The 26,300-nt window shown below is 29.1% G+C and carries 31 protein-coding genes; all 31 read right to left on the bottom strand.

Features of this window, described 5'->3' with window-relative positions:
- On the bottom strand, positions 1-491 hold a 491-nt coding region (locus BUB83_RS13465; RefSeq protein ID WP_143160550.1), incomplete at its 3' end, for a hypothetical protein.
- Between the two features lie 4 nt (positions 492-495).
- Positions 496-954 carry a flagellar export protein FliJ gene (fliJ, locus tag BUB83_RS13460; RefSeq protein ID WP_073338987.1) on the bottom strand — a complete coding sequence of 153 codons (459 nt, stop codon included), beginning with the start codon at positions 952-954 and terminating at the stop codon, positions 496-498.
- A 9-nt stretch (positions 955-963) separates the two neighbouring features.
- Positions 964-2,271, bottom strand: a complete 1,308-nt coding sequence (gene fliI / locus BUB83_RS13455; protein ID WP_073338986.1) for a flagellar protein export ATPase FliI — start codon at positions 2,269-2,271, stop codon at positions 964-966.
- A gap of 5 nt (positions 2,272-2,276) precedes the next feature.
- On the bottom strand, positions 2,277-2,993 hold the full coding sequence (locus BUB83_RS13450; RefSeq protein WP_073338985.1) for a FliH/SctL family protein: 717 nt from the start codon (positions 2,991-2,993) through the stop codon (positions 2,277-2,279).
- Positions 2,980-3,987 (bottom strand): flagellar motor switch protein FliG, encoded by a 1,008-nt coding sequence (fliG, locus tag BUB83_RS13445; RefSeq protein ID WP_073338984.1) that lies wholly within the window; start codon positions 3,985-3,987, stop codon positions 2,980-2,982. The genes BUB83_RS13450 and fliG overlap by 14 nt, the downstream gene beginning before the upstream one ends.
- A 3-nt stretch (positions 3,988-3,990) precedes the next feature.
- Positions 3,991-5,589, bottom strand: coding sequence for a flagellar basal-body MS-ring/collar protein FliF (fliF, locus tag BUB83_RS13440; protein WP_073338983.1), 1,599 nt, complete (start codon positions 5,587-5,589; stop codon positions 3,991-3,993).
- A gap of 14 nt (positions 5,590-5,603) precedes the next feature.
- Positions 5,604-5,891, bottom strand: a complete 288-nt coding sequence (gene fliE / locus BUB83_RS13435; RefSeq protein ID WP_073338982.1) for a flagellar hook-basal body complex protein FliE — start codon at positions 5,889-5,891, stop codon at positions 5,604-5,606.
- 11 nt (positions 5,892-5,902) lie between these two features.
- Positions 5,903-6,331, bottom strand: a complete 429-nt coding sequence (gene flgC / locus BUB83_RS13430; RefSeq protein ID WP_073338981.1) for a flagellar basal body rod protein FlgC — start codon at positions 6,329-6,331, stop codon at positions 5,903-5,905.
- A gap of 2 nt (positions 6,332-6,333) precedes the next feature.
- Complete coding sequence (gene flgB, locus BUB83_RS13425) at positions 6,334-6,735, bottom strand: flagellar basal body rod protein FlgB (protein ID WP_073338980.1); 402 nt, start codon at positions 6,733-6,735, stop codon at positions 6,334-6,336.
- 215 nt (positions 6,736-6,950) lie between these two features.
- Positions 6,951-7,343, bottom strand: a complete 393-nt coding sequence (locus tag BUB83_RS13420) for a hypothetical protein (protein WP_073338979.1) — start codon at positions 7,341-7,343, stop codon at positions 6,951-6,953.
- Entirely contained in the window at positions 7,328-7,696 is a 369-nt protein-coding gene (fliS, locus tag BUB83_RS13415) for a flagellar export chaperone FliS (RefSeq protein ID WP_073338978.1), read from the bottom strand. Before fliS ends, BUB83_RS13420 begins: the two co-directional genes overlap by 16 nt.
- A 14-nt stretch (positions 7,697-7,710) precedes the next feature.
- Entirely contained in the window at positions 7,711-9,402 is a 1,692-nt protein-coding gene (gene fliD / locus BUB83_RS13410) for a flagellar filament capping protein FliD (protein ID WP_073338977.1), read from the bottom strand.
- A 12-nt stretch (positions 9,403-9,414) separates the two neighbouring features.
- Positions 9,415-9,807 (bottom strand): flagellar protein FlaG, encoded by a 393-nt coding sequence (locus BUB83_RS13405; protein ID WP_073338976.1) that lies wholly within the window; start codon positions 9,805-9,807, stop codon positions 9,415-9,417.
- A 230-nt stretch (positions 9,808-10,037) separates the two neighbouring features.
- A complete protein-coding gene (locus BUB83_RS13400) occupies positions 10,038-11,147 on the bottom strand; it encodes a flagellin N-terminal helical domain-containing protein (RefSeq protein ID WP_073338975.1) in 1,110 nt (369 codons plus the stop codon).
- A 158-nt stretch (positions 11,148-11,305) separates the two neighbouring features.
- Positions 11,306-11,524 carry a carbon storage regulator CsrA gene (gene csrA, locus BUB83_RS13395; RefSeq protein ID WP_073338974.1) on the bottom strand — a complete coding sequence of 73 codons (219 nt, stop codon included), beginning with the start codon at positions 11,522-11,524 and terminating at the stop codon, positions 11,306-11,308.
- Positions 11,518-11,961: a flagellar assembly protein FliW gene (gene fliW, locus BUB83_RS13390; RefSeq protein ID WP_073338973.1), complete on the bottom strand. Its 444-nt coding sequence runs from the start codon at positions 11,959-11,961 to the stop codon at positions 11,518-11,520. Before fliW ends, csrA begins: the two co-directional genes overlap by 7 nt.
- Positions 11,962-12,316: 355 nt before the next feature.
- Complete coding sequence (gene flgL, locus BUB83_RS13385) at positions 12,317-13,204, bottom strand: flagellar hook-associated protein FlgL (RefSeq protein ID WP_073338972.1); 888 nt, start codon at positions 13,202-13,204, stop codon at positions 12,317-12,319.
- Positions 13,205-13,214: 10 nt separating this feature from the next.
- Positions 13,215-14,762: a flagellar hook-associated protein FlgK gene (gene flgK / locus BUB83_RS13380; RefSeq protein WP_073338971.1), complete on the bottom strand. Its 1,548-nt coding sequence runs from the start codon at positions 14,760-14,762 to the stop codon at positions 13,215-13,217.
- Positions 14,763-14,775: 13 nt separating this feature from the next.
- The gene (locus BUB83_RS13375) at positions 14,776-15,216 is read right to left on the bottom strand and encodes a flagellar protein FlgN (RefSeq protein ID WP_073338970.1); all 441 of its coding nucleotides are present in this window, start codon (positions 15,214-15,216) and stop codon (positions 14,776-14,778) included.
- Positions 15,216-15,521 (bottom strand): flagellar biosynthesis anti-sigma factor FlgM, encoded by a 306-nt coding sequence (flgM, locus tag BUB83_RS13370; RefSeq protein ID WP_073338969.1) that lies wholly within the window; start codon positions 15,519-15,521, stop codon positions 15,216-15,218. The genes BUB83_RS13375 and flgM overlap by 1 nt, the downstream gene beginning before the upstream one ends.
- 113 nt (positions 15,522-15,634) lie before the next feature.
- Positions 15,635-17,464 (bottom strand): motility associated factor glycosyltransferase family protein, encoded by a 1,830-nt coding sequence (locus tag BUB83_RS13365; RefSeq protein WP_073338968.1) that lies wholly within the window; start codon positions 17,462-17,464, stop codon positions 15,635-15,637.
- Positions 17,465-17,478: 14 nt separating this feature from the next.
- Positions 17,479-17,736 carry a hypothetical protein gene (locus BUB83_RS13360; RefSeq protein ID WP_073338967.1) on the bottom strand — a complete coding sequence of 86 codons (258 nt, stop codon included), beginning with the start codon at positions 17,734-17,736 and terminating at the stop codon, positions 17,479-17,481.
- A gap of 64 nt (positions 17,737-17,800) precedes the next feature.
- On the bottom strand, positions 17,801-18,838 hold the full coding sequence (pseI, locus tag BUB83_RS13355) for a pseudaminic acid synthase (RefSeq protein WP_073338966.1): 1,038 nt from the start codon (positions 18,836-18,838) through the stop codon (positions 17,801-17,803).
- Positions 18,839-18,852: 14 nt separating this feature from the next.
- Complete coding sequence (locus tag BUB83_RS13350; protein WP_073338965.1) at positions 18,853-19,317, bottom strand: GNAT family N-acetyltransferase; 465 nt, start codon at positions 19,315-19,317, stop codon at positions 18,853-18,855.
- Entirely contained in the window at positions 19,314-20,312 is a 999-nt protein-coding gene (gene pseG, locus BUB83_RS13345; protein ID WP_073338964.1) for a UDP-2,4-diacetamido-2,4,6-trideoxy-beta-L-altropyranose hydrolase, read from the bottom strand. Before pseG ends, BUB83_RS13350 begins: the two co-directional genes overlap by 4 nt.
- Before the next feature lie 23 nt (positions 20,313-20,335).
- Complete coding sequence (locus BUB83_RS13340) at positions 20,336-21,070, bottom strand: cytidylyltransferase domain-containing protein (RefSeq protein ID WP_073338991.1); 735 nt, start codon at positions 21,068-21,070, stop codon at positions 20,336-20,338.
- A 7-nt stretch (positions 21,071-21,077) separates the two neighbouring features.
- On the bottom strand, positions 21,078-22,271 hold the full coding sequence (gene pseC / locus BUB83_RS13335; protein ID WP_073338963.1) for a UDP-4-amino-4,6-dideoxy-N-acetyl-beta-L-altrosamine transaminase: 1,194 nt from the start codon (positions 22,269-22,271) through the stop codon (positions 21,078-21,080).
- A gap of 10 nt (positions 22,272-22,281) precedes the next feature.
- Positions 22,282-23,289: a dTDP-glucose 4,6-dehydratase gene (locus tag BUB83_RS13330; RefSeq protein WP_073338962.1), complete on the bottom strand. Its 1,008-nt coding sequence runs from the start codon at positions 23,287-23,289 to the stop codon at positions 22,282-22,284.
- Positions 23,290-23,310: 21 nt separating this feature from the next.
- Positions 23,311-24,336: an SDR family NAD(P)-dependent oxidoreductase gene (locus BUB83_RS13325; RefSeq protein WP_073338961.1), complete on the bottom strand. Its 1,026-nt coding sequence runs from the start codon at positions 24,334-24,336 to the stop codon at positions 23,311-23,313.
- A gap of 293 nt (positions 24,337-24,629) precedes the next feature.
- Positions 24,630-25,025: a hypothetical protein gene (locus BUB83_RS13320; RefSeq protein ID WP_073338960.1), complete on the bottom strand. Its 396-nt coding sequence runs from the start codon at positions 25,023-25,025 to the stop codon at positions 24,630-24,632.
- Between the two features lie 425 nt (positions 25,026-25,450).
- On the bottom strand, positions 25,451-26,296 hold the full coding sequence (locus BUB83_RS22475) for a PD-(D/E)XK nuclease domain-containing protein (RefSeq protein WP_073338959.1): 846 nt from the start codon (positions 26,294-26,296) through the stop codon (positions 25,451-25,453).
- Positions 26,297-26,300 lie beyond the last annotated feature (4 nt).

The raw sequence follows: 26,300 nt of genomic DNA, 5'->3' as shown, positions 1-26,300 counted from the left end.
GTTGCTTTAACTGGTTGTTCTACACTTTTTAATTCTTTACTAAAAGCTTCTACTTCTTTTATTACTTCTTGGATTTTCTCTTTTAATTGTTCTATCTTTTCTGGTTTTAATTCTTTGTTATCTGAAAAAATTTTATTTATCAACTCCGTTTCTACTTGTACACCTTGAATATCATCGAAATCATCTTTAAATGATTCTATTTCTTTTATTTGGATACTTCCACTTGTCTCAGTATTTTTGCTTATTTCTGGTGTTTTATTTAACTTTGTTAATATATTAAATAAATAAGCATTCTCATCATTTTTTTCTTCTTCCTTTTGATTTCCCTTATTAACACCATTTTCAATTGCTTCAAAGTTTGTACCCTTATAGCTAGACAAAAAATCTTGCATAAGATTTCCAAATTCTTCTTTTCCATCTTCAGATTTTTCATATATTTTATAAGAATCCATATATTGTTTTATACTATTGATTGAAACAATCTGTTGCACTAATTCACACCTCCCTGATAGAATTATTTGAGTTCCTTAAAAAAGCATATAAACCCAATTCGTCATTAATCTTTTGTTCTTCTTTATCCATTTCTGTTTTATACTCTAAATGTGCTTTTTCTTTAAGAATTTCCAAGGTTTTTCTTTCCTTTTGAGCAGAAATTAGTTCTACCCTTGAAGCTTCTAATTTATTTTTATAATTCTGTATAGCTTTTTCTTGATGATTAATTTTTTCTTGAAGCACATATATATATGAATAGGAATTTTTAAATGTTGTTCCATCTATATTGTCATTTTTATTTAATTCTGTATAATTATTTTGCAAGAGGTTATTTAATTCAATTAATCTTTCCTTTTCTTCCTCAACTTTAATTCTAAGTTTAGCGAATTTTTCAATCCTTACTCTTTCCTCATCTGTTTTAAAATCTAAAACTTTTTCTAAAGAATATTTGAATTTTTTCATAAGTTACTCCTATACAAAAATATTTTCTATCTTTTTGACTACTGCAGGAAAATCAATTTCTTCCTCTACCTTTTGCTGTAGAAAATCTAGTATTTTAGGGTTTAGGGTTACCGACATATCAATTAACGGATTTGACCCTTTCTTATAAGCACCAAGATTTATTAAATCTTCTGCCTTCTCATATACTGCCAAATTATTTCTTAATTCATTAGCCGCTTTATAATGATCTTCTGTTACTATTTCTTTCATAAGCCTGCTTATACTTTTTTGTACATCTATTGCTGGAAAATGATTTTTTTCAGCAATTTTTCTAGTTAAAATTATATGGCCATCTAGAATACCTCTTACTGTATCTGCTATAGGCTCATTCATATCATCACCTTCTACCAAAACAGTATAAAAAGCTGTAATAGACCCTTTATCTGAAGTTCCAGACCTTTCAAGCAATTGAGGTAATATAGCAAAAACCGATGGAGTATATCCTTTTGTAGCTGGTGGTTCTCCAATAGCCAAACCAACTTCTCTTTGAGCCATAGCAAATCTAGTTACTGAATCCATCATCAACATAACTTGCTTTCCTTGATCTCTAAAATACTCTGCAATAGCTGTAGCCACAAAAGCTCCTTTTAATCTAATAAGCGCTGGTTGATCAGAAGTGGCACACACAACTATGGTATTTCTAAGCCCTTCTTCCCCTAAGCTAGTTTCTATAAAATCTAAAACTTCTCTTCCTCTTTCACCTATTAAAGCAATTACATTAATATCCGATTTACAATATCTACTCATCATACCTAATAAAGTACTTTTCCCAACACCACTACCAGCAAATATTCCTAATCTTTGTCCTTGTCCACAAGTAAGTAATCCATCAATAGCTTTTACACCTGTAGGCATAATTTCTTTAATTCTTTTTCGTTTCATTGGATTAGGGGGTGAATTATATACATCTACTTCATCTGGAAGATTTAATTCTTCTTCCCCAATAACATTTCCTAAGCCATCCAAAACTTTACCTAACAATGCGTCTCCAACTTTTACTCGAAGAGATTTTCCTGTGCTTTTAACTAAAGCTCCTGCATTAACTCCTCTTAAATCTCCTAAAGGCATCAAAAGTGCATTTTCTCCTTTAAAACCTACTACCTCTGCTCTAACTATTTCATTTTTATTTAAAACTATTTCACACACTTCTCCTACAAAGGATTTTATACCCTTAACTTGAATAGTAAGCCCTATAACTTCCTTTACTTTTCCATAAGAATTATAAAAGTTTTTTTCATCTAAAATTCTAGAGTATTTATCAAAATAAGTTTTATCCATAACAACTACCTTTTTTCCTGGAATGCCAGAATAATATTTTTTATTTGATTTTCTATATTTAAATCAAGTACTTCATTTTCACTATCCAATATACAATCCAGTTCATTTAATGAATTATCTTCTAAAAAAGTAAAAATAGCAGCAGGACAAATTTTAAGAAAATCATCCTCCTTATTTTTCAAAAGCTGTATATTTATCGGATTAACTCTAATAATTATTCTTTCTCTATTATTAATATCGCTTAAAGCATTTTTAATCATAGGAATAATTTTTTCATCATTATTATATACCGCTATCCTAGTTATCTTTTCAGAAATACTAGTTACTAAATTAATTACTTCCGCTTCCATGGAACCTATAATTTCATTTTTTATTTTCTGTGCTTCTATTATAAGTTTTGTTGCTTCTTTTTTTTCAATTTGAATTTCTTCAAGAGCTTTTTTATATCCTTCTTTATAACCCTCTTCATTTCCAGTGTTAAAGCCTGTAGTATATCCTTCTTGTTCTGCCTCACTTTTAATTGTTTCTGCTTGTATCAAGGCTTCATCCAATATTTGTTTCTCTTTTTCATATATTTCATCCATTAAATCATTTGTATCAATATAAGTTAAATTTTCTTGATGATGGTTTTCCTTATTTAAATCAAAATTTTCCACATGAAATTTTCTAATAATTCTATTATCTATTTGCTCTTTCTTTATAACATTATTATATAACGTCACTTTTTCCACCCCTATTAATTATAACTTCTCCTTCGCTTTCTAATCTTCTAATTGTGGAAACAATTTTTTGTTGTGCTTCTTCTACCTTTGATACTTTTACAGGGCCCATTCCTTCTAGCTCTTCTTTAACAGCCGCACTAGCTCTTGATGAAATGTTTTTATACATTAAATCAATAACAGCTTCTGAAGCTCCTTTAATAGACAATGCAATTTCTCCTATAGAAACTTCTCTTAATACCTTTTGAATTGAATTACTATCAAGAAGTTTAATATCTTCAAATGTAAATAATTTTGCTTTTATTTCATCTTTTAAATCTGGTTTCTTTTCGTTTATTCCATCAAGAATATTTTTTTCTGTAGTTCTTGTAACAGAGTTTAATATATTAACCAATGTATCTACTCCGCCAATAGTATCATTTTCCAAGAAACTTCCACTCATAAGTTTCTTTTCTAATGCTCTTTCTACTTTTTTAATAGCAATTGGTGAAACTGACCTCATTGTGGCAATTCTATCCGCCACATCACTTTGAATTTCCTCTGGCAACCCTGATAATATTTCCGCTGATTTCTCAAAATTTAAGTAACAAAGCACAATAGCTATAGTTTGTGCATGTTCTTTAGCTAATATTTTTATCAATTTAGCAGATTCAATTTTTCTTGCAATATCAAAAGGCAAAGTTTGTCTATTTTTAGTGTTTTGCATATTTGCAATGATCTCTTGTGCCTTTTGAACTCCTAATGCCTTTTTCAATAAATCTTGAGCATATTTTGTTCCACCAGAACTTATTTGTTCACTGGTTTCAATAAATTTTCCGAATTCTTCTATGATTTCTTTCCTATCTTCTATAGCCACATAATCAATTTTTCCAATTTCTTTTGCTAATTTTTCAATTACATCATTGGGCAATTGCTTTAAAATATCTGAAGATGTTTCAGTTCCCAACACAATTAAAAGCATAGCCGCTTTTTTTAAACCTGAAACTTTATTGTTCATTTTTTACTCTTCCCCTTCAAGTATCCACAGTTTCAATATATCAGCTGCTTCTTTAGAGTTCTCTTTTGCATATTTATCCACTCTGTCAATAAGTTTATCTTGCTGTTTGTCTCCACTCAAGATAACTTGGTCAATTATTTCTTTATTCTTAATATTATTTATAGCTAAATCTATACCTGAAACACTTTCCTCATTTATAATCTCTTCTACTTCTTTTGCTCTCTTAGCTTTGCTTCTACCTCTACCAAGAGCTACTATAATTGCTATAAGCCCTATAAATAAAACTGATAAAATTCCTATTAAAACTGGCATAGATACTACTGAGGTGATAGAAGCTAAAACACCTGTTGTACCTGGCTCATTAGCCAAATCATCATTAATAGAATCTTGTAGACTAGTATCAAAAGGAATACCCGCTACGTTTACAATATCTCCTCTGGCTTCATCTACACCAAGGGCAGCTTTTACTATATCTTGAATTGCTATTTTTTCATCCGGTGTAAGCTCTTTATCAATAATTACTGAGGTAGATATCTTATTTATATCTCCTGGTGCTTTTATGGTAGTACTAGTGGTTTGACCCATATCATAATTTCTTGTTACCTCATAAGATTGAGTGTCAGGATTAGATACAGTTTCATCATCTGTAACATATCCGCCTGCATCTGTTGGATTTCCTGCAGCGCCAGCTTCACTGTTTTTTTGATAACTTTTTTGTTCACTTATAACAACTGGTTCGCCATCAAAGGATTTCTTCAAAATTTCTTCAGAATCTAAGTCTAGTTGAACACTAACATTAACTACTGCTTTTCCAGCTCCATAAGTTTTTTCAAGTAAATTAGTTAGATTATTTGCTAATTCTGCATTATAAGAACTTTCTAAATCTCTTTTGCTTTGAACTGCCGAGCTAGAATTAATACTATCTTTACTTCCTACTCCAGTAGTAAGTAAATTTGCATTAGAATCCACAATTTTAACATTTTCTTCCGCTAAATTTTCTACTGCACCAGATACTAATGCTATTATTCCATTTATTTGATCATTTGAAAGTTTGTCATAAGGTTTTATGTCTAGAATAATTGAAGCTGAGGCTGGTTTTGTGTCTTTACTAAATAAATCACTTTCCGCAAGTACCACATGCACTCTTGCGCTTTGTATTTCCTGAAGGGACATTATAGATCTTTGAAGTTCTCCCTCCAAAGCTCTTTGGTACATTATTTTTCTATCTTCATCTGTCATCATAATACTTACATCATCAAATATTTCATATCCTTGCCCATTATTAGGCAGTGCACCTGAAATTGCCAAATCAATTCTCAGCTTGTCTACTAATTTTTCATCCACTAAGATAGTAGCTCCAGCATCTTCTAACTTATACTTATCAATTTTTAGCTCCTCCAGTTTACTAACTATCCCTGCAGAGTCTTCTAGACTTAAATTAGTAAACATAGTTACATATTTTGTGGAATTAAAAAAAGCAAAATATAAAATCATAGATACTATAAGAGAAATACCCACAGTACCCACTAAAATTTTCATGTTATTATTTAAAGAATTCCATCCATTTCCTACTTTGGCTAATAAATCTTTGAGACTTTTCATTTATTCAAACTCCCCTATAATTGCATTCTACTAACTTCTTGATAAGCCTCTACAACCTTATTTCTTATCTGCACTGTCATTTGAAGCGCAATCGTAGCTTCCTCTGTGGCAATCATAACCTTACTTAAATCTTGAACTTCTCCTGTAACCATTTTTTCTGTTAAATTATCCGCTGTAGATTGTAAATCCTCTAAATTTTTTAATTGATTATTTAAAACCTCACCAAAAGATACTGAATTTTTTTCTGTTTGTTTATTGGAGTCCAATAAATTAATGTTGCCCATCAAATTATTAATTTTCATTTAATCACCCCTTATCTACCTATTTCAAGTGCTTTTAACAACATACTTTTGCTAGCATTAAACGCAGTAACATTAGCTTCATAAGCTCTAGTAGCTGACATCATATCCACCATTTCTTGTAAAAGATCCACATTAGGATAAGTAACAAATCCATTTTCATCTGCATCGGGATGAGTTGGCTCATAAACAATTTTGTATTCATCAGTTGATTCTTCTATTTTATTTATTTCTACTCCAGAAGAAACTACGCTACTTTTTCCCATTTCATCTACTTGATTTTTAAATTTTTCTTTGAAAGTAACAGTTTTTTTTCTGTAAACCTCTCCATCTTCTGTTTTTGTAGTTGATGCATTAGCTATATTTGAAGATACAGTGTCCAGTCTCATTCTTTCTACAGATAACCCACTAGAACTAATTTCCATACTCTTAAAAATCGACATTTTTATCTACCTCCAGAGATTACATAACTTAAATTAGATAATTTTTTATTTGCTTGTTGAACAAGAGAGTTATATAAAATTTGATTAGCAGCCATGTCCACCATTTCTTTTTCCATATCTACATTGTTTCCATTAAGTTTAATTTCAGTAGTATCATCTTTTATTATTTCAGGTTGAATATCGTTTAAGGCCATACCCATATGTTTTTCATTTGTGTATCTCATAGAAATACTGTTTTGATCCAAAACATTTTTTAAAGTATCTTCAAACTCAACTTTACTTGCTTTAAAATTGCTTGTATTAACATTTGATATATTATTAGAGATAACACTTTGTCTTACATTCGTTGCACCCAAGGCAGATTTTATCAAATTATAGGTGTTATTATCGGTAATATTATTCATAATTTTTGCTCCCATATCCTTAATTTGTTTAAAAACTAATTATTAAGCTATTTTAACATTAAATTTAATTTTTTTATATATTAAATTTAAATATAACTTAATAATAAAATATATTCGGTATATAGTCAATGGAGAAAAAAACAAAAAAAGCCTCCTATTAGTTAAATTTGCTTTACAAAGCTAACCAAATGAGACTTTTACGAGAAAATTGTCAATTATTCAATTGTTTTATCAATAAAATAAGAATTCGTAAGCTTATTCATATACCCTTTATTTACTCTATTCTTTTTATTTACCTGCAGCATATTTTCTTTTATTTTATCTTTATTATCTTGATAAAAATTTATTTCTAACTCCGTAACTTCCTTAGCTATTTTTAAAGTTTCAAATATATTTTTATTAGCGTTTAATTTATCTATATCACTATTATCTAAAATAGTTTTTAACTTATTTATGAAATTTTCTTTTTTATCTACCAATTGGAAAATTTTATTAATATCCTCTTCCTTACTTATATCCTGAAAATCACTTAAGTTTTTCTTTAGTTCCATTAGAACTTCATTTAATGGAAGAATAATGCTATCAATATTATTTAAATCTGAGCCCATGTTTCTCTCAACTCTTCCATCATGGATTTAACATAAAGAACTTTTTCTTTATCCTTCTTCATATTAGCTTGAATTAATTCGTTATAAAGATAATCGTAAAGATTATATAAATCCTTAGCTATATCTCCAGCATCAAAATTTAAAGTAGACATTAATTCTTGAATAATATCCTCAGCTTTAACTATATATTTGTGAGTGTCTGGTACATTTTTATTATCTATTGATATAGCTGCAAAATTTAAAAACTTTATTGCTCCGTCGAAAAGCATAAGTAAAAGTTGTTTTCTTGAAGCTGTATTTACTTGATTATTTTTATAAGTATCATATGCATTTGAGGTATTGTTATAATACATGTCCTGCCCCCCTATTAATTACTGCTTGAATTATTCATTGCTCCCATTTGTGAAGTTAGCCATGAAGTTGTTGACTCAGCTTTTGCCATATAAGAGTCTAAACTTGCAAATATTTTTATATAATAAGCTTCTCTAGATTCCATTCTAAGATTGAAGGCATCAATTTTATCGTTTGTGGTATCTATCATACTTTGTAAGCTGGTTTGTTTATAGGTTATTAAACCATCTGTGCTATCTATATATGTGTCTACAAAACTGTCTAACTTTTTTGCAAATCCGTTTGTGTTTGTAAAAAAATCTTTAACTCCCTCAGCATTGCTTGCCATAACAGATTCAAAGGTTGTTTTATCAAAGGAAAGAGTTCCATAATTGTCTATGGTTTTTATTCCTATAGTTGACGCAGTCTTTACATCGCCTGTAAGTCCAGATACTGTATCTGATATTGTGGTTCTTAGGTTTGAAACTAATCTTTGAAGTGCTGAGTCTCCTGAAAGGGAGCCTTTTGAACTTGCTACGCCTACTGTACCTGAGCTTGATTTTTGTTGCATGAAAGTTAGGGTTGAGTTGTATTGATCTACTACTGATTGGATTTTGCTTTCGATAGAGCTGTAGTCCTTTGATACTGTTAATTTTGTTGTTCCTTCTGATGTTAGATTAAAGGTTAAACCTTCCACTACGTCATCTATTGAGTTTGTAGCTTTATCTGTTACTGATATTCCGTTTATTGTGAATTCGCTGTTATTTCCTTTTCTGCTAACATTGTCTGTTTTATTTTGTTCTATATTCATTCCCACTGAATCTACAATACTATCAGAACCAGTATCATCAGACAAAGAGATAGTTTTCCCATCAGATCCCATATTTTTCAAAACTAATCTCGAATCAATTATTGAAGCTGAAACACTTCCGCCATTATTTAGATCATCATTTATTTTAGTAACAATATTTTCTAATGAATCTGTAACTTCAACATTTATACTAAATTTTGTAGTTCCGTCAATATTAATATTTAACTGTCCAACTTGGCTCATCTCAGTAGTTGATTCAGCTACTTGATTTCCAATCAATGAATTGTAGCCTACTGTTCCTTGAGTAGCTACACTCATTCCTAAAGAATCTGCAATAGTATTTATATTGCTATTATCTATTAAGGAAATAGTTTTATTCCCAGCTTCAACACTTTTCAAGACTAATCTAGAGTCAATTATTGATGCTGATACAACACTGCTATTATCACCTGATTCATTAATCTTTGTAACAATATCATTTAATGAATCTGTCGCTACAACAGTTATGCTAAATTTACTCGTTCCATCAATATTAATATTTAATGTGCCTGATTTGTTCAAGTCACCATCTGTTGATGATACTCTGTCTCCTACTAAAGTAGTACTTTTAGCAAGTTTGCTTACCACTATATCATATGAGCCTTCAATAGCATCATTGTCCACAGAGGCACTAACTATTCCAGATACACTTGAAGTAAATTTTTTGGCAGAAAATAAATCTTCATCTTTTAAATCATTTATCTTAGTACTCAAAGAACTCAATCTAGTATTGATATCCTTCCAAGCATCTTTTTCTGTTGTATAAGTTTGTATCTTTGTATTCATACTATTTAGAGGCATTTTTTCAGCAGCCATTAATTGATCAACCATAGTTTGGTCTATTCCTGAATATGAGCCTAAAAAATTTATACTAGACATAAAATTCCCCTCCTAACCCTTCTCATCCACCAACATTCCCACCATTTCTTCCATTTTAGCCACAAGATCTAAAATCTGTTCTGGTGGAAGTTCTTTTATAACTTCTTTTGTTTCACTATCCACAACTCTTACCACAATGGTATTAGTTTTTTCATGAACAGAAAACTTAAAATCTTTATTTGTTCCAAAAATAACTTTATTTAATTTATCTATCTCTTTTTCTAAAAATTCACTTGAAAAATCTTCTTTACCAGGGTGAGTACTTTGTCCATTACTAGATTTACTTTTATCCTCTTTAATATCAATGTCCACACCATCCATCTTAGTGGTTACAGAAGTTGCAACCGGTGTGGTTATCATTGGTTCATTTGATTTTGATGTAGCAACTACTTTTGTTATATCCACTATATACACCCCTTTTTGGTTCACGGTTCACAGTTCACAGTTCGAAGTGATTTTCTTTCAGAAAACTCTATAATGATCATATATTTTGCGCAGCAAAATAATCTTTCAAACTGTCAACTGTAAATTGTCAACTGCCTAAGTACACTATTCCTTTTAATTCCAACGTTCCAACCTTCAAACTTCTCTTAAATAAAAAAGGGCCAGCTGCTCGCCAGCCCATTTTTTTTAAATTATCTTAATAATGAAAGTACGCCTTGTCCTGATTGGTTAGCTTGAGCAAGCATTGAAGTTGCAGCTTGGCTTAAGATGTTAGTCTTAGTGAAGTTCATCATTTCTTTAGCCATATCTACATCTCTAATTCTTGATTCTGCTGATGTAATATTTTCTGAAGAGGTTGTTAAATTATTCATTGTGTGCTCTAATCTATTCTGGTATGCACCAAGTTTTGCTCTTTCAGTTGATACTTTACTAATGGCATTATCAATTAATGTAATTGCTCCCTCTGCATCTGAAGTTACATCTATATCCTCAATACCTAATGCGGAAGTTGTCATACTATTTATTTGTATAGCCATAGTGTCATCTTCATTAGCCCCTACTTGTATAAATCCATTTCCTCCAGTAGCAGCTGTTGTTATAAGCGTATTACCTGTAAATAGGGCCCCACCAGCTTGATCCGCAGTCAATGTTACTTTTACACCCATAGCGTCAAAATTAAAGCTAGTACCTTTATCTAAAGTAGCTGTATTAGTAGCTCCAAGCATTAATTTTTGTTCTTCTCCAGCTGAGTTTTTAATTGTTACAGACCCTGTTGCTACACTGAAAGTAAATGTCTCATTCTCTGCAGCTCCATCAAGTGTAATCTTAACATTGTTTCCAGCCGAAGCCATTGTTGACCCAGTCGTTTTTACTGAAACTCCAAAATTTCCATCTAACAATTTTTTACTATTAAATTTTGTGTTAGAAGAAACTTTTCCTATCTCTGTTTTCAACTCACTAATTTCAGTCTGAATATTAGTTTTATCTTCATCAGTTAGCGTACCATTAGAAGCTTGAACTGATAATTCTCTCATTCTTTGTAGCATTGAGTGTGTTTCGGATAATCCACCCTCTGCTGTTTGAATTAAAGATACTCCATCTTGTGCATTTCTATTTGCTTGATCTAAACCTTTGATTTGAGCTCTCATCTTTTCTGATATTGCAAGACCTGCTGCATCATCAGCTGCTCTGTTGATTCTTAAACCTGATGATAATTTTTCTAAAGATTTGTCCTTTGCTACATTTGTTGAAGAAAGTTTTGAATAAGTGTTTAAAGCTCCTATGTTGTTATTAATTCTCATAATAAATTCCTCCTTGAATTTTGTTTTGGCATCCATGCCGGTTTTTTTGATTAAAATCTTTGGTTTTGTTTTTTCAAATGGGTGATCACCATTTGTTGCTTATACTATATACTTCGGATGACTTTAAAATTAGTTTAGCTTTTTTTTTAACTTTTTTATTATTTTTTTATGAAATTATTTAATATATCTATATTTATAGTTAAAGCTTCTTTGTTTTCTTCTTTAACCTGTTGTAAAACCTCCGTTCTCAATATTTTTAGGTTTTTAGGAGCTTTTATTCCTAATTTAACTTTTCCATTATCTAAATGTATAACTTCAATCTCAATGTCATCACCTAGTGTTATCTTTTCTCCTTTTTTTCTTGTAAGAACTAACATAAGGATTCCCCCTTACTTTCACTGGCATAGATACTATGCTTTGTTTTGTAAGTAGATGAGTGGAGAACAATTTGTGCTCCTTTATTAGTATCTGCATTTATTACTACTGGAGCTAATAAATTTGCAGTTATATCTAACTGGCTTAAGCTTAAAATGCTATAAATTGCTACTTGAGATGCATCTTCTATATCCACTGTTTGTAAATGTTCCTCTTGTAAATTTATTTCGTATTGTTTAAAGAAATCCCATGGTTTTATTATTATAAAAGAAATATTCTCATCTTCTATACTTTGAAGTAAATAAAAATCTTCTTTTTCAGGCATAGGAACTATACAATATTCTTTTATATCTTCAAAACCTAAAATTCCTTCTTCAAAAGTAACAATTTTACTTTCATCTATTTCAAGATTTCCTAAGAATCTGCTTTTTATTAACATAATAAAACCACCTTTTGTATATAATCTTAGTCTTGTTGTTTTTTATGGTACGATTAATTATTAGCTATAACGGTTTTAAATAATTGACAATTTACAGTGTACAGTTGACAGTAAATGATGATTTTCTCCGAAAATCTTTAATTTATAAAAGATTTAAAAGCATAGAAACTCAAAAGACTTAAAATGGTAACTTATTCTAATTTCAAAATCAGTTACTTTTGCGAAGCAAAATAACTTTTAAATCTTTTACTTAAATTAAAAGCTTTCGTCTAAGCGAAAGCTATCATTTACTGTACACCGTCAACTTTTTTTCAATCATCCCCCAAGACTCACAACCACCACTTTATACTTAAATCTATCTCAAATAATCCAACAACGAATGTTGTATTGCTTTTGCTCCCGCAGATAATGTAGTTTGATAAACATTTTCCATAGCCATATATTCCATTATTTTCTCAGCTACATCCACATCTTGATTTTCAGATAGTATAGTTTTCATGTTTAAGTTATCCGCTTCATTCTTTTGAAAAATGGATTCAAATCTATTTACTTTTGCTCCTACTTTAGCTCTTAAGTTTAATACATTATCTATATTATCATCTATTTTACCTAAAACATCCTTACTTAATTTCGTAGCGTCTCCGCTTTCTAAGGCTGATTTTAATTCTTTTAGCATATCAGATAGTGAATTCCCACTTCCCATAAGTTCTGACCCGCTAGTATTTATACCTACAGTAAGTCCTGTACTTACTTCCATTTTCATTTTACCCGAATCTCCGCTATATTTTAGTTCTCCTGATTCAAGTTTAAATGGAGCTGTTTTGTTATTATTTCCTGCTAAGATATATCTTCCGCCATACATAGTATTTCCATCCTGCATTATTTGTTCTGTTAATTGCTCTACCTCTGCTTTGATACCAGATCTTTCTGTGTCTGAAAAGGATCCATTAGCAGCTTGCACTGTTAATTCTCTCAATCTTTGCATTGTGTTTCCTATATTATCAAGAGTACTATCCGTCAAAGAATTCCATGCAATAGCATCTTCCATATTACTTTGATATTGCTCATTTTTTCCTATAGCTGTTGTTAAATTCATAATTTTAGATACGGCAATAGGGTCATCAGAGGGTCTTTCAATAACTTTTCCTGAGGAAAGTTGACTTTGTAATTTCGCCACTTCCTTAGCATTTCTATTTAAATTGGTCAAAAAATTATTTGTTACCATTTTATTTGTTACTCTCATGTTTTACCTCCTATAAACCTGTTCTATTTATCAATGTGTCAAGCATTTCTACTAAAGTAGACATTACTTTTGCATTAGCTGCATAACTATTTTGAAAGAGTACTAAATTAGCTATTTCTTCATCAATAGATACTCCTGAAACTGATTCCCTTTTTGTTTCTAATTGAGTTATTAAAGATTCTTCATTACTTACCATTCTATCTGCACTTTGTTTTTCTATTCCTACACTTGATATTAAATTATTATAAAATTTATTAAAAGTTGTATTATTACTTTCGCCTATAGTAACATTTGCATTTTGTAAGGCTAAAATCTCTAAAGCCTTTGTTCCGTCTCCAAATCCTGTTTTCGTAATATCACTTGTTGAATCTGCATTGATTTTTGATGGATTACCCGATATTTCTTCATTGAATCTTATACTACTAGCTGTAATTTTCCCACCCGTTTCTGATATAAAAAAGTTACCTGTAAAACCATCCTCAACTGGGTTAATATCATTTATCTTTGTAGCAATTGAATTAGCTAAATTATCTAAACTATCAGAGTATTTTTGAATAAGTTCAAAAGAGTCTTGATATCCCTTAATTTTACCAGTAACCATATTGCTTTCGAAATTTTTTATGCTAGCCTCACCAACAAAATCTTTGGCGGTTTCAATTACAGCACCTTCTTTTAAATAAGTACTATACTTTTGATTATAATCACTTTCTGATATAGTTAGTGTTTTTGAATTATTAACTCCATCCCCTGCAAGTGAAATATTTACCTTATAATCAGTTCCAACTTTTTCAACATAATTAACAAAAGAAATTTGAGAAAGCACTTTTTTTGTTGGATCACTGGATACCAATTCTGTTGTTCCTGATTTAACTGTTGCTCTTCCATATTTATCAAGGTCAATTTGAACACTTATATCCTTCGATATTTCATCTAAAAGTAAATCTCTTTGGTCTGTCAGTTCATTTGGTTCTATATTTCTAATTTTAGCTTTATATATTTCACCATTCAAAGTATCAATTTGACTTAAAGCTTTGTTTACATTATAAATACTGTTTTCCATTTCAGTTAAAGCATTTGATTTCATATCTGATAATCTGCTAGATGTATAATTTAAAGTTGTTACAAAATTTTCAGATGTTTGTGTTACAACGGTTTTTGTACTATCATCATTTGGATTTTTGGATAATTCTTGCCATGAATTCCACATATCTGACATAGCTTGATTTAATCCATTTTCTGATGGCTCTAAAAATGCAGTTTCAACATGCCCTAAAAGTTCTGCTTTACTTTCAAACTCTCCTAGTGTACCGCTTTCTTTTCTTATTTGGCTATCTACAAAAGCATCTCTTATTCTTACTACCCTTGAAGTATTTGGACCACTTTCAATTTTACCTTTAATATCTATGTTATAAGTTCTATCACTTATAGTTTCTACTCTTTGACGTGAATATCCTTCAGTATTAGCATTAGCTATGTTATTGCTTGCTACTTCAACTCTTTTTTGTGCGTCAAACATTCCTTTTGTAGGTGTATATAAACTTGTAAATAATTGTGTCATATTATCCCCTTCTTTATACAGATTGATTGATTGATATATTCATATTATTAGAATTGTTTCCAACCTTACCATTAGCTCCATAGGTATTAGCTTTATTATTAACGCCCAAACTATTTAACATCACTTTTGTATAATTCAAAGAACTTTTAGTCAATAAAACATTAGTTTCATTTAGTTCTTGTATCTCTATAATTAATTTTTTTATATTTATTTTATTTTCATGAAAATTTTTATTTGAATTGGCTTTTTCCATGTTTTTTATATTTTCCTCACCTAAATCCATTCTTTCTTTTTCAAGCAAGGTTATCACATTAAGTATTTCTTGTTTCTCTTTTATCAAGTCATTCATTTTTACCCAATCACTCTTAATGAGAATATTCTTTTCTTTTTCCAAGCATTGTTTTAAATTTTTTAGTAAATTTTCTTCTATTTCGTATAAGTGAAAAATGTCCATTATTCACCCTCCATCATTGAAAATCTCTCCATAATTTTTTCTGCTAATTTTTCTGAAGAAACTTCATACTTTCCTTCTTGAATCTTACTTTTTATATCCTCAATTTTAGATAGATTAGCTTTATCTATCTGCTCTACTCTATCTACATATTCCTTAAATTTTATGCCTTCTTCGGAAATCTCAACTCTATCTCCATTATTTCCACCAGAAATTTTTGATTCACTATTAACTTTTTTGCCCATTTTGTCTGGTAAGTTGTTTTTATATATATTCTTATCAAAATAATTATTGTTATATATTTTCATAATATCACCCCTAATTTTATATACATTATTATTATCGTACATTTATTACAAATTTTTATAGGGTAATTAAGAAAAACTAAACTTTCCCTTTATAAAAGTTTAGTTTTTCTTAATTATTCAAATTTAATAAACTTGTTTTTGACTTCATCTATTAATGACATTAATAATCTTAAATATTTATCTACTTGACTGCTATATCCTTCCCATATAGTTTCTTTTGATATAACTATCTTTTGCTTATCTTCCCCATTGTAACCATAATTTGATTCTATTGCGTAAAACGTATCCCTTAACACAGGTATTATTACTTCTTTATAAAACTCACCCTCATTTAGTTTTTCATTATATTTGTCTATATTCTCTAATTCCATATATAATTTATTTATTCCCATACCTTTTTCTATATACCTACTTAATCTTTTTATCTTTTTTAATCTTTCATTATTAATTTGTAATATTTGTTCACATTCCTTTTGTATATCCAATAAAATATGAAAAGTTCTATTTTCATAGTCTTCATTTTTATTTCCCATAAAAACTGATTTTTTTATATCTTCAATGTTTTCACTTTTATTTAAATCTATAAGGCACTCTTCAAATTTTTTATTTGTAGCCCCTTCTAGTCGAAGTCCACCTTCAGTAGCATTAATGTATTCAATATTAAAATTACTAGCTATAATATTTTCAAATAAATATTTCATACTTAAAAATGGACTAATAGTATATACATCTTCACCATATATATCCTTTGTTTTTATAAGACCTTCTCTACCTTCCATCTTTTCTTTTGTCCATGACCCTTTAGCATACAATTCTCCATTAGTGTAACATAAATCTTGCCCCATAAAAATTACTTTTTTAAACCTCATTTTAGCTACAACAGATAAGACCACATTAGCTATAGAATAACCTGAGTTTATTTCAACAACACTAATTTTTAGTTTATTATAAATGTATTTAGATAAAAAATCTGTATTTAATACCATATTAATCTTTTTACCTTTATAACTAGGCAAGATCTCGTCATAAATACTATTGCTATAAACCAATGCAGTAGAGCTAGTGTTAATATCTGTAAAAACTCTATTTTCAGACTCCCATGCATCCATTGCAAATCTAAAATCAGGTACTATCCCATAACTATCTAGAATCTTTATTGCACTTCCTGGGGCAAATATAATTGCCTTATCTTTAACTTTCTTTAGCAAATGAATATTTTTATTCAATGAAGGTCCTGCTGAAACTATAATTGCCGTTTTATTCTCAAATTTATCAATAAATGATTCTAGGTTTGAATCTGGTTTTATCATTATATTTTTGATAATATTTGAAGCCCACATTTCTTTGCTTGAATCATTTGTAGCTACATTGGTTTTTATCTGCCTTATGCTCTTAATAAACCCTTCTTTAACATTTCCAATATATCCATTATATAAAGATTTATATGCTATATTTTCTATAAATTCTAACTTTAAATTAGCTGATTTATTTAACTTATTTGTTAACGCTTCTGATGTAAGTTCTTCAGTTTTATTAATTATAAACGTTACATTTTTACCCAGAAAAAACTTTTGTATATCACTAATATCTATGCTTTTTAATATTCTTCTAAAAAGATTCAAATCCGGTTCTATTATTATTAACTCTTTTAATTCTTTAAAATTTTCTGATATATACTTCATAGAATTTCCAAAACCTAATCCAAAGATAACTAAGATGCTTCCTTCAAAATCAGCATTTTCAAAAGCTTCTTTAATCTCTCTATCTTTAGAATAAATACTATGTATAAAACATCTAGTATCTTGATTTTGAACAATACAATTCATGTTATCTTCTATGTCTTCTATTATCGTATCATAATTATTTTTTTCTTCAGTTATTGTCTTATATACAACATCAAGATAGTTTTTAAAAAACTCTAAGTTTTTTTCGTATATAGTCATACCTTATTTTCCTCCTAAGACACTCTATTTTCTAGAAAATATTTCAATTCATATTCTAGAACATCTGCACATAATAAATAATCCTTATTTGTTAAGGACATATTTATATAGTATAGTATTTCATTAAGTTGTTCTCTATCTTTATCTTCAAACTCTTTAATTAAATCCTCTAGTTCATTGCATATGTTTCCTATGTTTTCTGTAATTTCGCTAATATTATATTTAAATATGCTTTGTTGTGCATCTTCAATATATTCAATAACTTTATTCATTAGATCCTATCCTTTCGCGCTTTTTTATATCCAAATAAAGCTTCTATCATTTTATTTTTATCTATTACTCTTCAATGATATCCCAACAAAGCGGAGTTCCTCTTAAAACATCTTTTTTTGTTCTTTTGCCTATAATTGATTTTAAATGTTTTGGTTTTAATCCATATCCCGGCCTTATGGACCTTATATTCTGCTCTGTTAAAAGTTCTCCTGCTTTAGTATCTTTAATTACAAATAAAGACCTTGAAAATTCTCTACTTTTTATAACTTTCTCTGTTAAATCATAGCTTACTTTTCCCATAGATTTTTCTGCATCTCTAACGGATTCAACTAATTGTTTAAATTCTTTTTTATCTAAAGAAAACGAAGCGTCAGGGCCACCTATATTTTTATCCAAAATAAAATGCTTTTCTATTATTTTTGCACCTAATGCAACTGCTACAATAGATGCAGTACTTCCTAATGTATGATCCGATAATCCCACTTCAACATTGAATGTATCTTTTAAATTTTGTATTGTTCTTAGATTTGCATCTTCAATTTTTGCTGGGTATGCAGAGGTACATTTTAACAATACAATTTGGTTATTGCCCATTTTTCTACAAGCATTAACAGCTTCTTCAATCTCGCTTAGTGTAGCTATTCCAGTTGAAATAATTACTGGTTTGCCTTTTGATGCTATATACTCGATTAAGGGGATATCTGTTATTTCAAAGGAGGCAACTTTATAAGCTGGTACATTAAGTTCTTCTAAAAAATCCACAGCTGTTTTATCAAAAGGACTTGAAAAACATATTAATCCTATACTTTCTGCATATTTTATCAGTTCTTCTTGCCATTCCCAAGGTGTATATGCTTCTTTATATAAATCATAAAGTGTTCTTCCATCCCAAATTGTGCCACTCTTTATTTTGAAGTATTCGTTGTCACAATTTATTGTTATTGTGTCAGCAGTATAAGTTTGCAGTTTAATTGCATCTGCCCCTACTTCTTTTGCCGCTTTTATAGTCTCTTTTGCTATGTTAATATCATGTCCATGATTTGCTGATAATTCCGCAATAATAAAAACCTTGTTAAGTGTATTAAAACTAACTACATTCATAATTGGATTCTCCTCTATTCATAACTAAAAGTATATTTCATTATTTCATTATTAACTTCTAAATACTTAAACCCTGCCTTTTCAAACAATTTTTTTGATGGAATATTTTCAATAGCTATAACTGCATAAATTCTTTTTATATCTCTGTACTCTTTTTTTAAATTTTCCATACTTTTAATCAAAATATTATAGCTTAATCCTCTACCAATTATTTTTTCACATAAACTAATACTAACTGTAGCAGTACTATATTCAATTTTGTATCTTATTTGTCCAAAGAACTCATTATCTTTATTTGTGACAACAAAAAAAACATTATTTGGGGATTGCATCACTTTTGAAAACCAAGTTACATGATGTTCCCATCTAATTTTTTCTTTATTTAGTGAGTATTGCCTCACATAATCTTCATTAGAAAGCTTAAAAACTTCATCCATGTCCTCTTCTTTTACTTTTCTCAAAAAAACTTCATATATCATAATTCATCAATTCCCAATAGTTTATTAATTATTCTTGCACTACCTAATCCATCTATAAAACCAGTAAGCTTTATATTTAAAGTAAGTCTAGTTTGATAATTAATAAGATATTTTACTTCTTTTAATAACTCATCAATTATATTATCACTTTGTGATTTTAGAACTTTATGTGCAATATTATATTTCAGTAAACCCTTAATATTATTATTTTGATTTTCAATTACCTGTATAGGTATAAATGGAGTTTCTGTTTTTATTAATTCATATATTGTCTGGCCTGCGGCTGAAATTGCCAAATCAGATTTTAGCATTAATTCCTTCATTTGGTTTCCATCTATATTGTAATAGTAATTGATATTTTTATCTTTTACACTTTTTATTTGTTCAATATTACAAAATCCTTTTCCTATTATTACATTCTTTGTTATATTGGGATATTCAACTTTTAATGAACTCAATATTTTAGGTGTCAAATTTCTTATATCTGACCCTCCTAAAACTATAAGAATTTCTTCTATATCTTTTTTTATACATTTTCTTCTACCACTCTTAAAAGAATCTCTTAAAATTACGTATTTACTTCCTAATAGGTAGTCAATGTTGCCACTATTAGAATAATCTAATTCATCAGTATATATCGAAGGATTTACTACTATTCCATCTGGATAATTAATTCTAGCATTATCATCTATAAATAAAGCTTTTGTTGAGTTGCTAGAAATTATTTCATAAATATATTGTTCTGCTAAATAGGAATCAACAATACTGTATGAATCCTCTTTCAAAAGATTTATTAGAAAATCTTTTGATAACCAATTTTTTATCAATTTTTTTTTACCCTCTAATACCTCTACTTCAGCAATCTCTTTGCCTCCATTTATTACAAACTCAACATCTATGTTTCTTTTTTCTAATTCTTGATATAAAGCGCTACATCTAACTATATGCCCATATCCAATTTTTGAACTACCTTCAGTAAAAATATAAACCTTCATATCTACTTACCCCTATTTGTACTCTATTTAATCTTCTTCTGTTCCACATGTTCATTTATTTTAGTCAATTCTGGTTTTTCATTAAACAACTGCACTATCTCATCTAAATAAAAATCATGTTCTCCTTTATATAAATTTTCATATATATTAGTTATTAATTCAAAATCTTCCTTAGTATCTAATGTCAATCTATAATTTGAAAAATTATCTTTATTCTTATAATAATAAATTTCATTCCTGTTTTCATAAATATATGGTGTCACATGTTCTCTTTGATATTTTTCATTAGCACAATTAAAGGCTTCTTCTAACATTTTAAAAGAAAAAACCTCTGTATCAAGTCCCCTAGGATAAGTTCTTTGTAATAAATCAGCCCCTGCATTAGTAACAATATCATAGTTTTGTGTTTTATAAAATTCTATTATTTCATCTATTATATTAGGGTCAATTAACGGGCAGTCGGATGTTATCCTAACAATGATATCCGAGTTATTTTCTTTAGCTGCATAATAGTAACGACTTAGTACATCATCTTCACTACCTCTAAAATATTGAACATCACATTTTTTAGCTTCTTCTACAATTTTATCGTCTTTCTCTAAGTTAGTAGTTGCAATAACAATATTATCAATTAATTCAGATTGGCTCACTCTTTCAATAACATGTTGCAATATAGTTTTTCCAAACAATTTTTTCATTACTTTTCCTGATAGTCTTGTGGATCCCATCCTTGCTTGTATAATTGCAGTTACTTTCATATTATCCCTACTTTCTATAATAATTAATAACTTTCTTAACAGCTTCAATAACATTTTTTACATCTTCATTTGTCATTTTAGGAAACAACGGCAACGTAATCATTTCCTCATAAAGTCTCTCAGCCTCTGGACATAGACCTTTCTCGTATCCCAATTTTTTGTAATAAGGATGAAGATATACAGGTAAGTAATGTAAATTCACACCAATATTCTCCGCTATCAATACTTCAAATATCTCTTTTCTAGAACACTTCAATTTATCTAAATTCAATTTGATAACGTATATATGCCATCCTGAATTTGAAAACTCCTCTTCAAAAGGTGTAACTATTTCATCTATTTCATTAAAAGCTTCATTATATTTTTTTACGATTTCTCTTCTTTTTTCAACAAACATATCTATTTTTTTCATCTGATTTAAACCTAAAGCACACTGAATATCAGTAATTCTATAGTTATAACCTAATTCTAATTGTTCATAATACCAAGGTCCATGATTTTCACTTAAAAGTTCGCTATCTCTTGTTATTCCATGAGTTCTAAATAACATCATCTTATTATATAGTTCTTCATCATTAGTAACCACAACGCCACCTTCACCTGTGGTTATAGGTTTTACAGGATGAAAACTAAATTCTGTCATATCAGCAATAGTTCCAACTTTTTTCCCTTTATATTCACTACCAAAAGCATGTGCTGCATCTTCAATGATAATAAGATTATGTTTATCTGATATTTTTCTTATTCTATCCATATCCACTGATTGACCTGTAAAATCAACTGGAATAATTGCTTTAGTTTTACTTGTTATTTTTTCTTCGATTTTATTAATATCTATATTATACGTTTTTGGATCTATATCAACAAAAACAGGCTTTCCTCCACAGTATAATATACAATTTGCTGAAGCAACAAAAGTCATTGCCGTTACTAATACCTCGTCGCCTTCACTTATGCCTGCTGCATAACAAGCCATGTGAAGTGCAGCTGTTCCATTTGATACTGCTACAGCATACTTTGCTCCTACATAGTTGGCTACTGCTTCTTCAAATGCTTTTACATAAGGACCTGTTGTAAGATAATCTCCTTTTAAAACTTCCACAACTGAATTTATATCTTCTTCATCTATCCATTGTCTACCATAAGATAAAAAAGTTTCTCTTATAGGTTTACCCCCGTTAATTGCCAATATCTCTTCCATATTCACACCTCTAGATCAAATTAGTTGATTTTATCCACTCTTCAGTCTCTTCTATACCTTGCTCCAACGTAAATTTAGGCTCCCACCCCATTATTTCTTTAGCTTTTGAATAATCACATAACAACTTCATAATTTCACTTTGAGGATGTATATGTTTTACATGCTTAATATCCGCTCTATTTTTAGCGATTATTCTAGCAAGTTCATTAACTGTAACATCTCGTCCTGTTCCAGCATTAACTATTTCACCATCAATTTCTTTACAATACCCAGCATCAACTACAAAATCAGCACAATCTTTTACGTATAACAAATCTCTAGTTTGCTCTCCTGTTCCGTAAATATTTAATTCTTGTTTTTCTAGAGCTTTTTTTATAAAGATTGCTATAACTCCACCTTCTCCACCAGTCTTTTGGAAAGGTCCATATGTATTAAAGGGCCTAATAACTACAGCTGGTAATTTATATGAGTGATAATATGATAGCACCATATTTTCTGCTGCAATCTTTGACGCTCCATACGGAGAAATTGGTTTTGTTGGATGTTTTTCATTAATTCTATTATCATCAGCCTTATCATATACCATGCAAGTACTCATAAAAACTACTTTACATGGATGTATTTCTTCATGGCTGTCTAAAACCCATTCATCGGCGCTCATTTTTGCGTTATTCCCAAACATTTGAATTTTAGCTTTTTCTAAAATATTAAAAGTCCCTACTGTATCATTGTAGAATGTTGTTTTAGGATCATCTATACTATCTTGAACATTAATGGATGCTCCAAGATGATAAATAATATCAAATTTTTCTTTCTCAAAAATGCCACTTAATAAAGCTTCATCTTTTATGTCACCCTTAACAAATTTAAAATTATTATTTCCTTGAAACTCTTCTATATTTTCTATTCTACCATTAGACAAGTTATCTAGTGCCAAGATTTTATGACCATTCTCTAACAATTTCTTTACTACCCATCTACCAATAAATCCTGCGCCACCAGTTACTAATATATTCATCTCAATATCCCCTAACATATTCTATATTAAATTTTCACTTATTAATAATTCTTTAACTTCTTCTTTTGTTAAAATAGTTTCATCATGTGAACTATACATTCCTACTTTAGCTTTTGAGTGCTTTTTATAATATTCCTCATAATCTTCAAAATTAAAGGTTGTAGGAATCACTGCAAACATATCTCCTAAATCATAACAAAATCTAGATTCTTCCTCTGTCATTAATTCCTCATACATCTTTTCTCCTGGTCTGATTCCAATTTCATCAATAGCTACTGTTTCATAGTTTTGTTTGAATTTACTACAAGTTTCCTCTATAACTACTTCAGCTAAATCACCTAAATTGATTACAGGCATTTTAAGTACAAAAGTTTCACCACCTTTTGAATCAAAAACAGCTTTCATTGTCAATCTAGCCGCTTGAGTTTGAGTCATCATAAACCTACTCATATCCTTATCAGTAATAGTTATCCTTTTATTTTCTAGTACTTGTTTTTTAAACAAGGGAATAACAGACCCCCTAGACCCCATAACATTTCCAAATCTAACTGCTACAAACTTTGTTTTGGATATTCCTTTACTAAACTGAGCTGCTTGAACTAATTTTTCTCCTAAAAGCTTAGTTGCACCATAAGCATTAGTAGGATTTATAGCTTTATCTGAACTTGTAAAAACCATACATTCAACATTTTTTTTCATTGACGCTTTTATAACATTTTCTACACCTATGATATTAGTCTTAACAGCTTCATCTGGATTATACTCACAAGAAGGTACGTGTTTCATAGCCGCAAGATTAAAAACTATGTCAATATTCTCCATAGCTCTTTCAACCCTATCATAATCTCGCACATCCCCTATTAAAAATCTAATTTTATTTTTATGCTCTATAGGCATTTCTTTATCCATAATAAATTGTTTATATTCATCTCTACTAAATATCCTAATAACTTTTGGATTTTCTTTCAAAATTTCTTTTGTGATTTTCTGTCCAATAGTCCCTGTACCTCCTATAATAAGTATGCTTTTATCAGTATAGGACACCATCATCACTCTCCTAAATAATATTTGCTTCTTTAACTAATAAACATTTAGTTTTACCATCATATGTATCTACACACTTGTTATCGACATATTATTCCCTTTTTTAATACCTTTTATAACCATATCAAAAAAACTCCCGCTAAGCAACCCTTAGCGAAAGTCCTATAAATTCTTAATCAATTTCCTTTTACTCATTATCTCAGTTATTCTAACACAAAATTTTTCATTCAAAACTAATATTACCCAAGTACCTGTGATTTGGGTAATATTAGTGCAAAAGACTGCATTACTACAAACTACTTAACAGCTTTCAAGTACTCTATTTCAAAACAATTCTTACTTGTCACTATTTCAACTTTATTTAATTCTTCTTTTATAATTTTCACATCAGCCTTTAGTTCTTTTATATCTCCATCCACTTCTATATATCTATTAGCATTTTTAGGCTCTATATCAGTTACTATTTTTTCTATTTTGTCCATACGTTTATTTAACTCTTTTATATTCTCATTGATTTCTATAATATTATTATCCATTTTATCTAATCGACTATCCATTTTATTTAATCGATCGTCCATTTTATTTAATCTATTATCCATTTTATCCAATCGATTATTTATTGGGGCCAATTCTTCCCTTAGTTCTTCTTTTATAATTCCTCTAATAGCTTGTAATAATTCTTTATTATCCATATAATCACCTCTCATTTATTATATAATCTTTAGTATCTAACTTGCTATATATTTATGTCTTTATATAACATGAAATATCTTCCTTTGTTTTATCCTTTAACTTATTCTAAAAACCCAGTTCTGACTATCTTTAGATATTAATTTCTAAAATCAACTTATATTTTTATACTTAAGGGTATATAATCATGATTATATAAATCATGATTATATATAAATTATTAGAGGACTAAGGAAATTTGAAAATAAATTCTTATACTTATTTTTCAAATTTGGGTTTACTGAGGATCTAGATGAACTATCTAAAATTGATAAATTTCCTTTACTATCGTAGGGGCGGGTTTTCATGCCCGCCCTCTTGTTGCTATTCGTGAATTCAGGTTGCGGGTCGGCGTGGAAACCGCCCCCTACAATTAGAAGTGATTAATTCACAGTAAGATTGGTTGAATTACAATTGTTTCAATATTTTTATTTAATTCCGTATCTTTTTTTGTATATGACTTTATAAATGCGTCTTTATTCCTTATTATTTTTTCTTTATCATATATAAAAAAGAATAAATTTCTTGCCTGATAATGAAAAATATCAGATCCTAGTTCTTCTGTAAGATGCCTTTCACTCATGCTGTTTCTTGTGCATTTCACTTCAATAACCACATCATACTCATCTATACAAATATCATATCTTATAGAATTATATTTTGTATCATCTACAACTTCTAATCTTGCCAAAGGAAAAATCGGCTTGATAATTGAATATAACATTCTTTGAACATCATATTCATTACCAATTTTTATTTTATCTAAATCACACTTTAATATCCTCGCACTTCCATGTACCGTATTTTGATACATTGCTTCAATATGTTTATGAAAATTTTGTAGTATTCTTCTTATAATAATATTTGCTATTTCATAAGGTATTTCATTACTAATTATTTTTTTATCTTTGTATACATCCTTGGAAATGTCTTCACGTAATCTTTTCAAAAATTTTATTCCTCGACTTATTGCTTTAGTTACTTCATTTTTTGTACTGTATTTAGAAAAACTGTTTTCTAAATATATTGTTTCTGATTCAAATTCAGATACTAAATTACTATCATCAATAATATTTTTCAATAATTCTTCGACACATTCTTGCCACTCACTAAAGAAGTCACTAATTTGCTTATTTTCTTCACTTGTAATTAACTCATTAATTTTATTTGCTTCACTTATTATATTTTGTAATTCAGATATGGCTTCTTCTTTATTTACTTTTATAAATGGCACTTTA

Origin of the sequence: Clostridium grantii DSM 8605, assembly GCF_900129965.1 — a bacterium.
GTDB classification, from domain to species: Bacteria; Bacillota; Clostridia; order Clostridiales; family Clostridiaceae; genus Clostridium_AF; species Clostridium_AF grantii.
The sequence above is the reverse complement of the archived record's forward strand: the minus strand, read 5'-3'. Positions and strand labels throughout refer to the sequence as shown.

Coding starts and splice junctions, on each gene's coding strand:
- fliJ (WP_073338987.1), bottom strand. CDS start 954: ATGAAAAAATTCAAATATTCTTTAGAAAAAGTTTTAGATTTTAAAACA.
- fliI (WP_073338986.1), bottom strand. CDS start 2,271: ATGGATAAAACTTATTTTGATAAATACTCTAGAATTTTAGATGAAAAA.
- fliG (WP_073338984.1), bottom strand. CDS start 3,987: ATGAACAATAAAGTTTCAGGTTTAAAAAAAGCGGCTATGCTTTTAATT.
- fliF (WP_073338983.1), bottom strand. CDS start 5,589: ATGAAAAGTCTCAAAGATTTATTAGCCAAAGTAGGAAATGGATGGAAT.
- fliE (WP_073338982.1), bottom strand. CDS start 5,891: ATGAAAATTAATAATTTGATGGGCAACATTAATTTATTGGACTCCAAT.
- flgC (WP_073338981.1), bottom strand. CDS start 6,331: ATGTCGATTTTTAAGAGTATGGAAATTAGTTCTAGTGGGTTATCTGTA.
- flgB (WP_073338980.1), bottom strand. CDS start 6,735: ATGAATAATATTACCGATAATAACACCTATAATTTGATAAAATCTGCC.
- BUB83_RS13420 (WP_073338979.1), bottom strand. CDS start 7,343: ATGGGCTCAGATTTAAATAATATTGATAGCATTATTCTTCCATTAAAT.
- fliS (WP_073338978.1), bottom strand. CDS start 7,696: ATGTATTATAACAATACCTCAAATGCATATGATACTTATAAAAATAAT.
- fliD (WP_073338977.1), bottom strand. CDS start 9,402: ATGTCTAGTATAAATTTTTTAGGCTCATATTCAGGAATAGACCAAACT.
- BUB83_RS13400 (WP_073338975.1), bottom strand. CDS start 11,147: ATGAGAATTAATAACAACATAGGAGCTTTAAACACTTATTCAAAACTT.
- csrA (WP_073338974.1), bottom strand. CDS start 11,524: ATGTTAGTTCTTACAAGAAAAAAAGGAGAAAAGATAACACTAGGTGAT.
- fliW (WP_073338973.1), bottom strand. CDS start 11,961: ATGTTAATAAAAAGCAGATTCTTAGGAAATCTTGAAATAGATGAAAGT.
- flgL (WP_073338972.1), bottom strand. CDS start 13,204: ATGAGAGTAACAAATAAAATGGTAACAAATAATTTTTTGACCAATTTA.
- flgK (WP_073338971.1), bottom strand. CDS start 14,762: ATGACACAATTATTTACAAGTTTATATACACCTACAAAAGGAATGTTT.
- BUB83_RS13375 (WP_073338970.1), bottom strand. CDS start 15,216: ATGGACATTTTTCACTTATACGAAATAGAAGAAAATTTACTAAAAAAT.
- flgM (WP_073338969.1), bottom strand. CDS start 15,521: ATGAAAATATATAACAATAATTATTTTGATAAGAATATATATAAAAAC.
- BUB83_RS13365 (WP_073338968.1), bottom strand. CDS start 17,464: ATGACTATATACGAAAAAAACTTAGAGTTTTTTAAAAACTATCTTGAT.
- BUB83_RS13360 (WP_073338967.1), bottom strand. CDS start 17,736: ATGAATAAAGTTATTGAATATATTGAAGATGCACAACAAAGCATATTT.
- pseI (WP_073338966.1), bottom strand. CDS start 18,838: ATGAATGTAGTTAGTTTTAATACACTTAACAAGGTTTTTATTATTGCG.
- BUB83_RS13350 (WP_073338965.1), bottom strand. CDS start 19,317: ATGATATATGAAGTTTTTTTGAGAAAAGTAAAAGAAGAGGACATGGAT.
- pseG (WP_073338964.1), bottom strand. CDS start 20,312: ATGAAGGTTTATATTTTTACTGAAGGTAGTTCAAAAATTGGATATGGG.
- BUB83_RS13340 (WP_073338991.1), bottom strand. CDS start 21,070: ATGAAAGTAACTGCAATTATACAAGCAAGGATGGGATCCACAAGACTA.
- pseC (WP_073338963.1), bottom strand. CDS start 22,271: ATGGAAGAGATATTGGCAATTAACGGGGGTAAACCTATAAGAGAAACT.
- BUB83_RS13330 (WP_073338962.1), bottom strand. CDS start 23,289: ATGAATATATTAGTAACTGGTGGCGCAGGATTTATTGGTAGATGGGTA.
- BUB83_RS13325 (WP_073338961.1), bottom strand. CDS start 24,336: ATGGTGTCCTATACTGATAAAAGCATACTTATTATAGGAGGTACAGGG.
- BUB83_RS13320 (WP_073338960.1), bottom strand. CDS start 25,025: ATGGATAATAAAGAATTATTACAAGCTATTAGAGGAATTATAAAAGAA.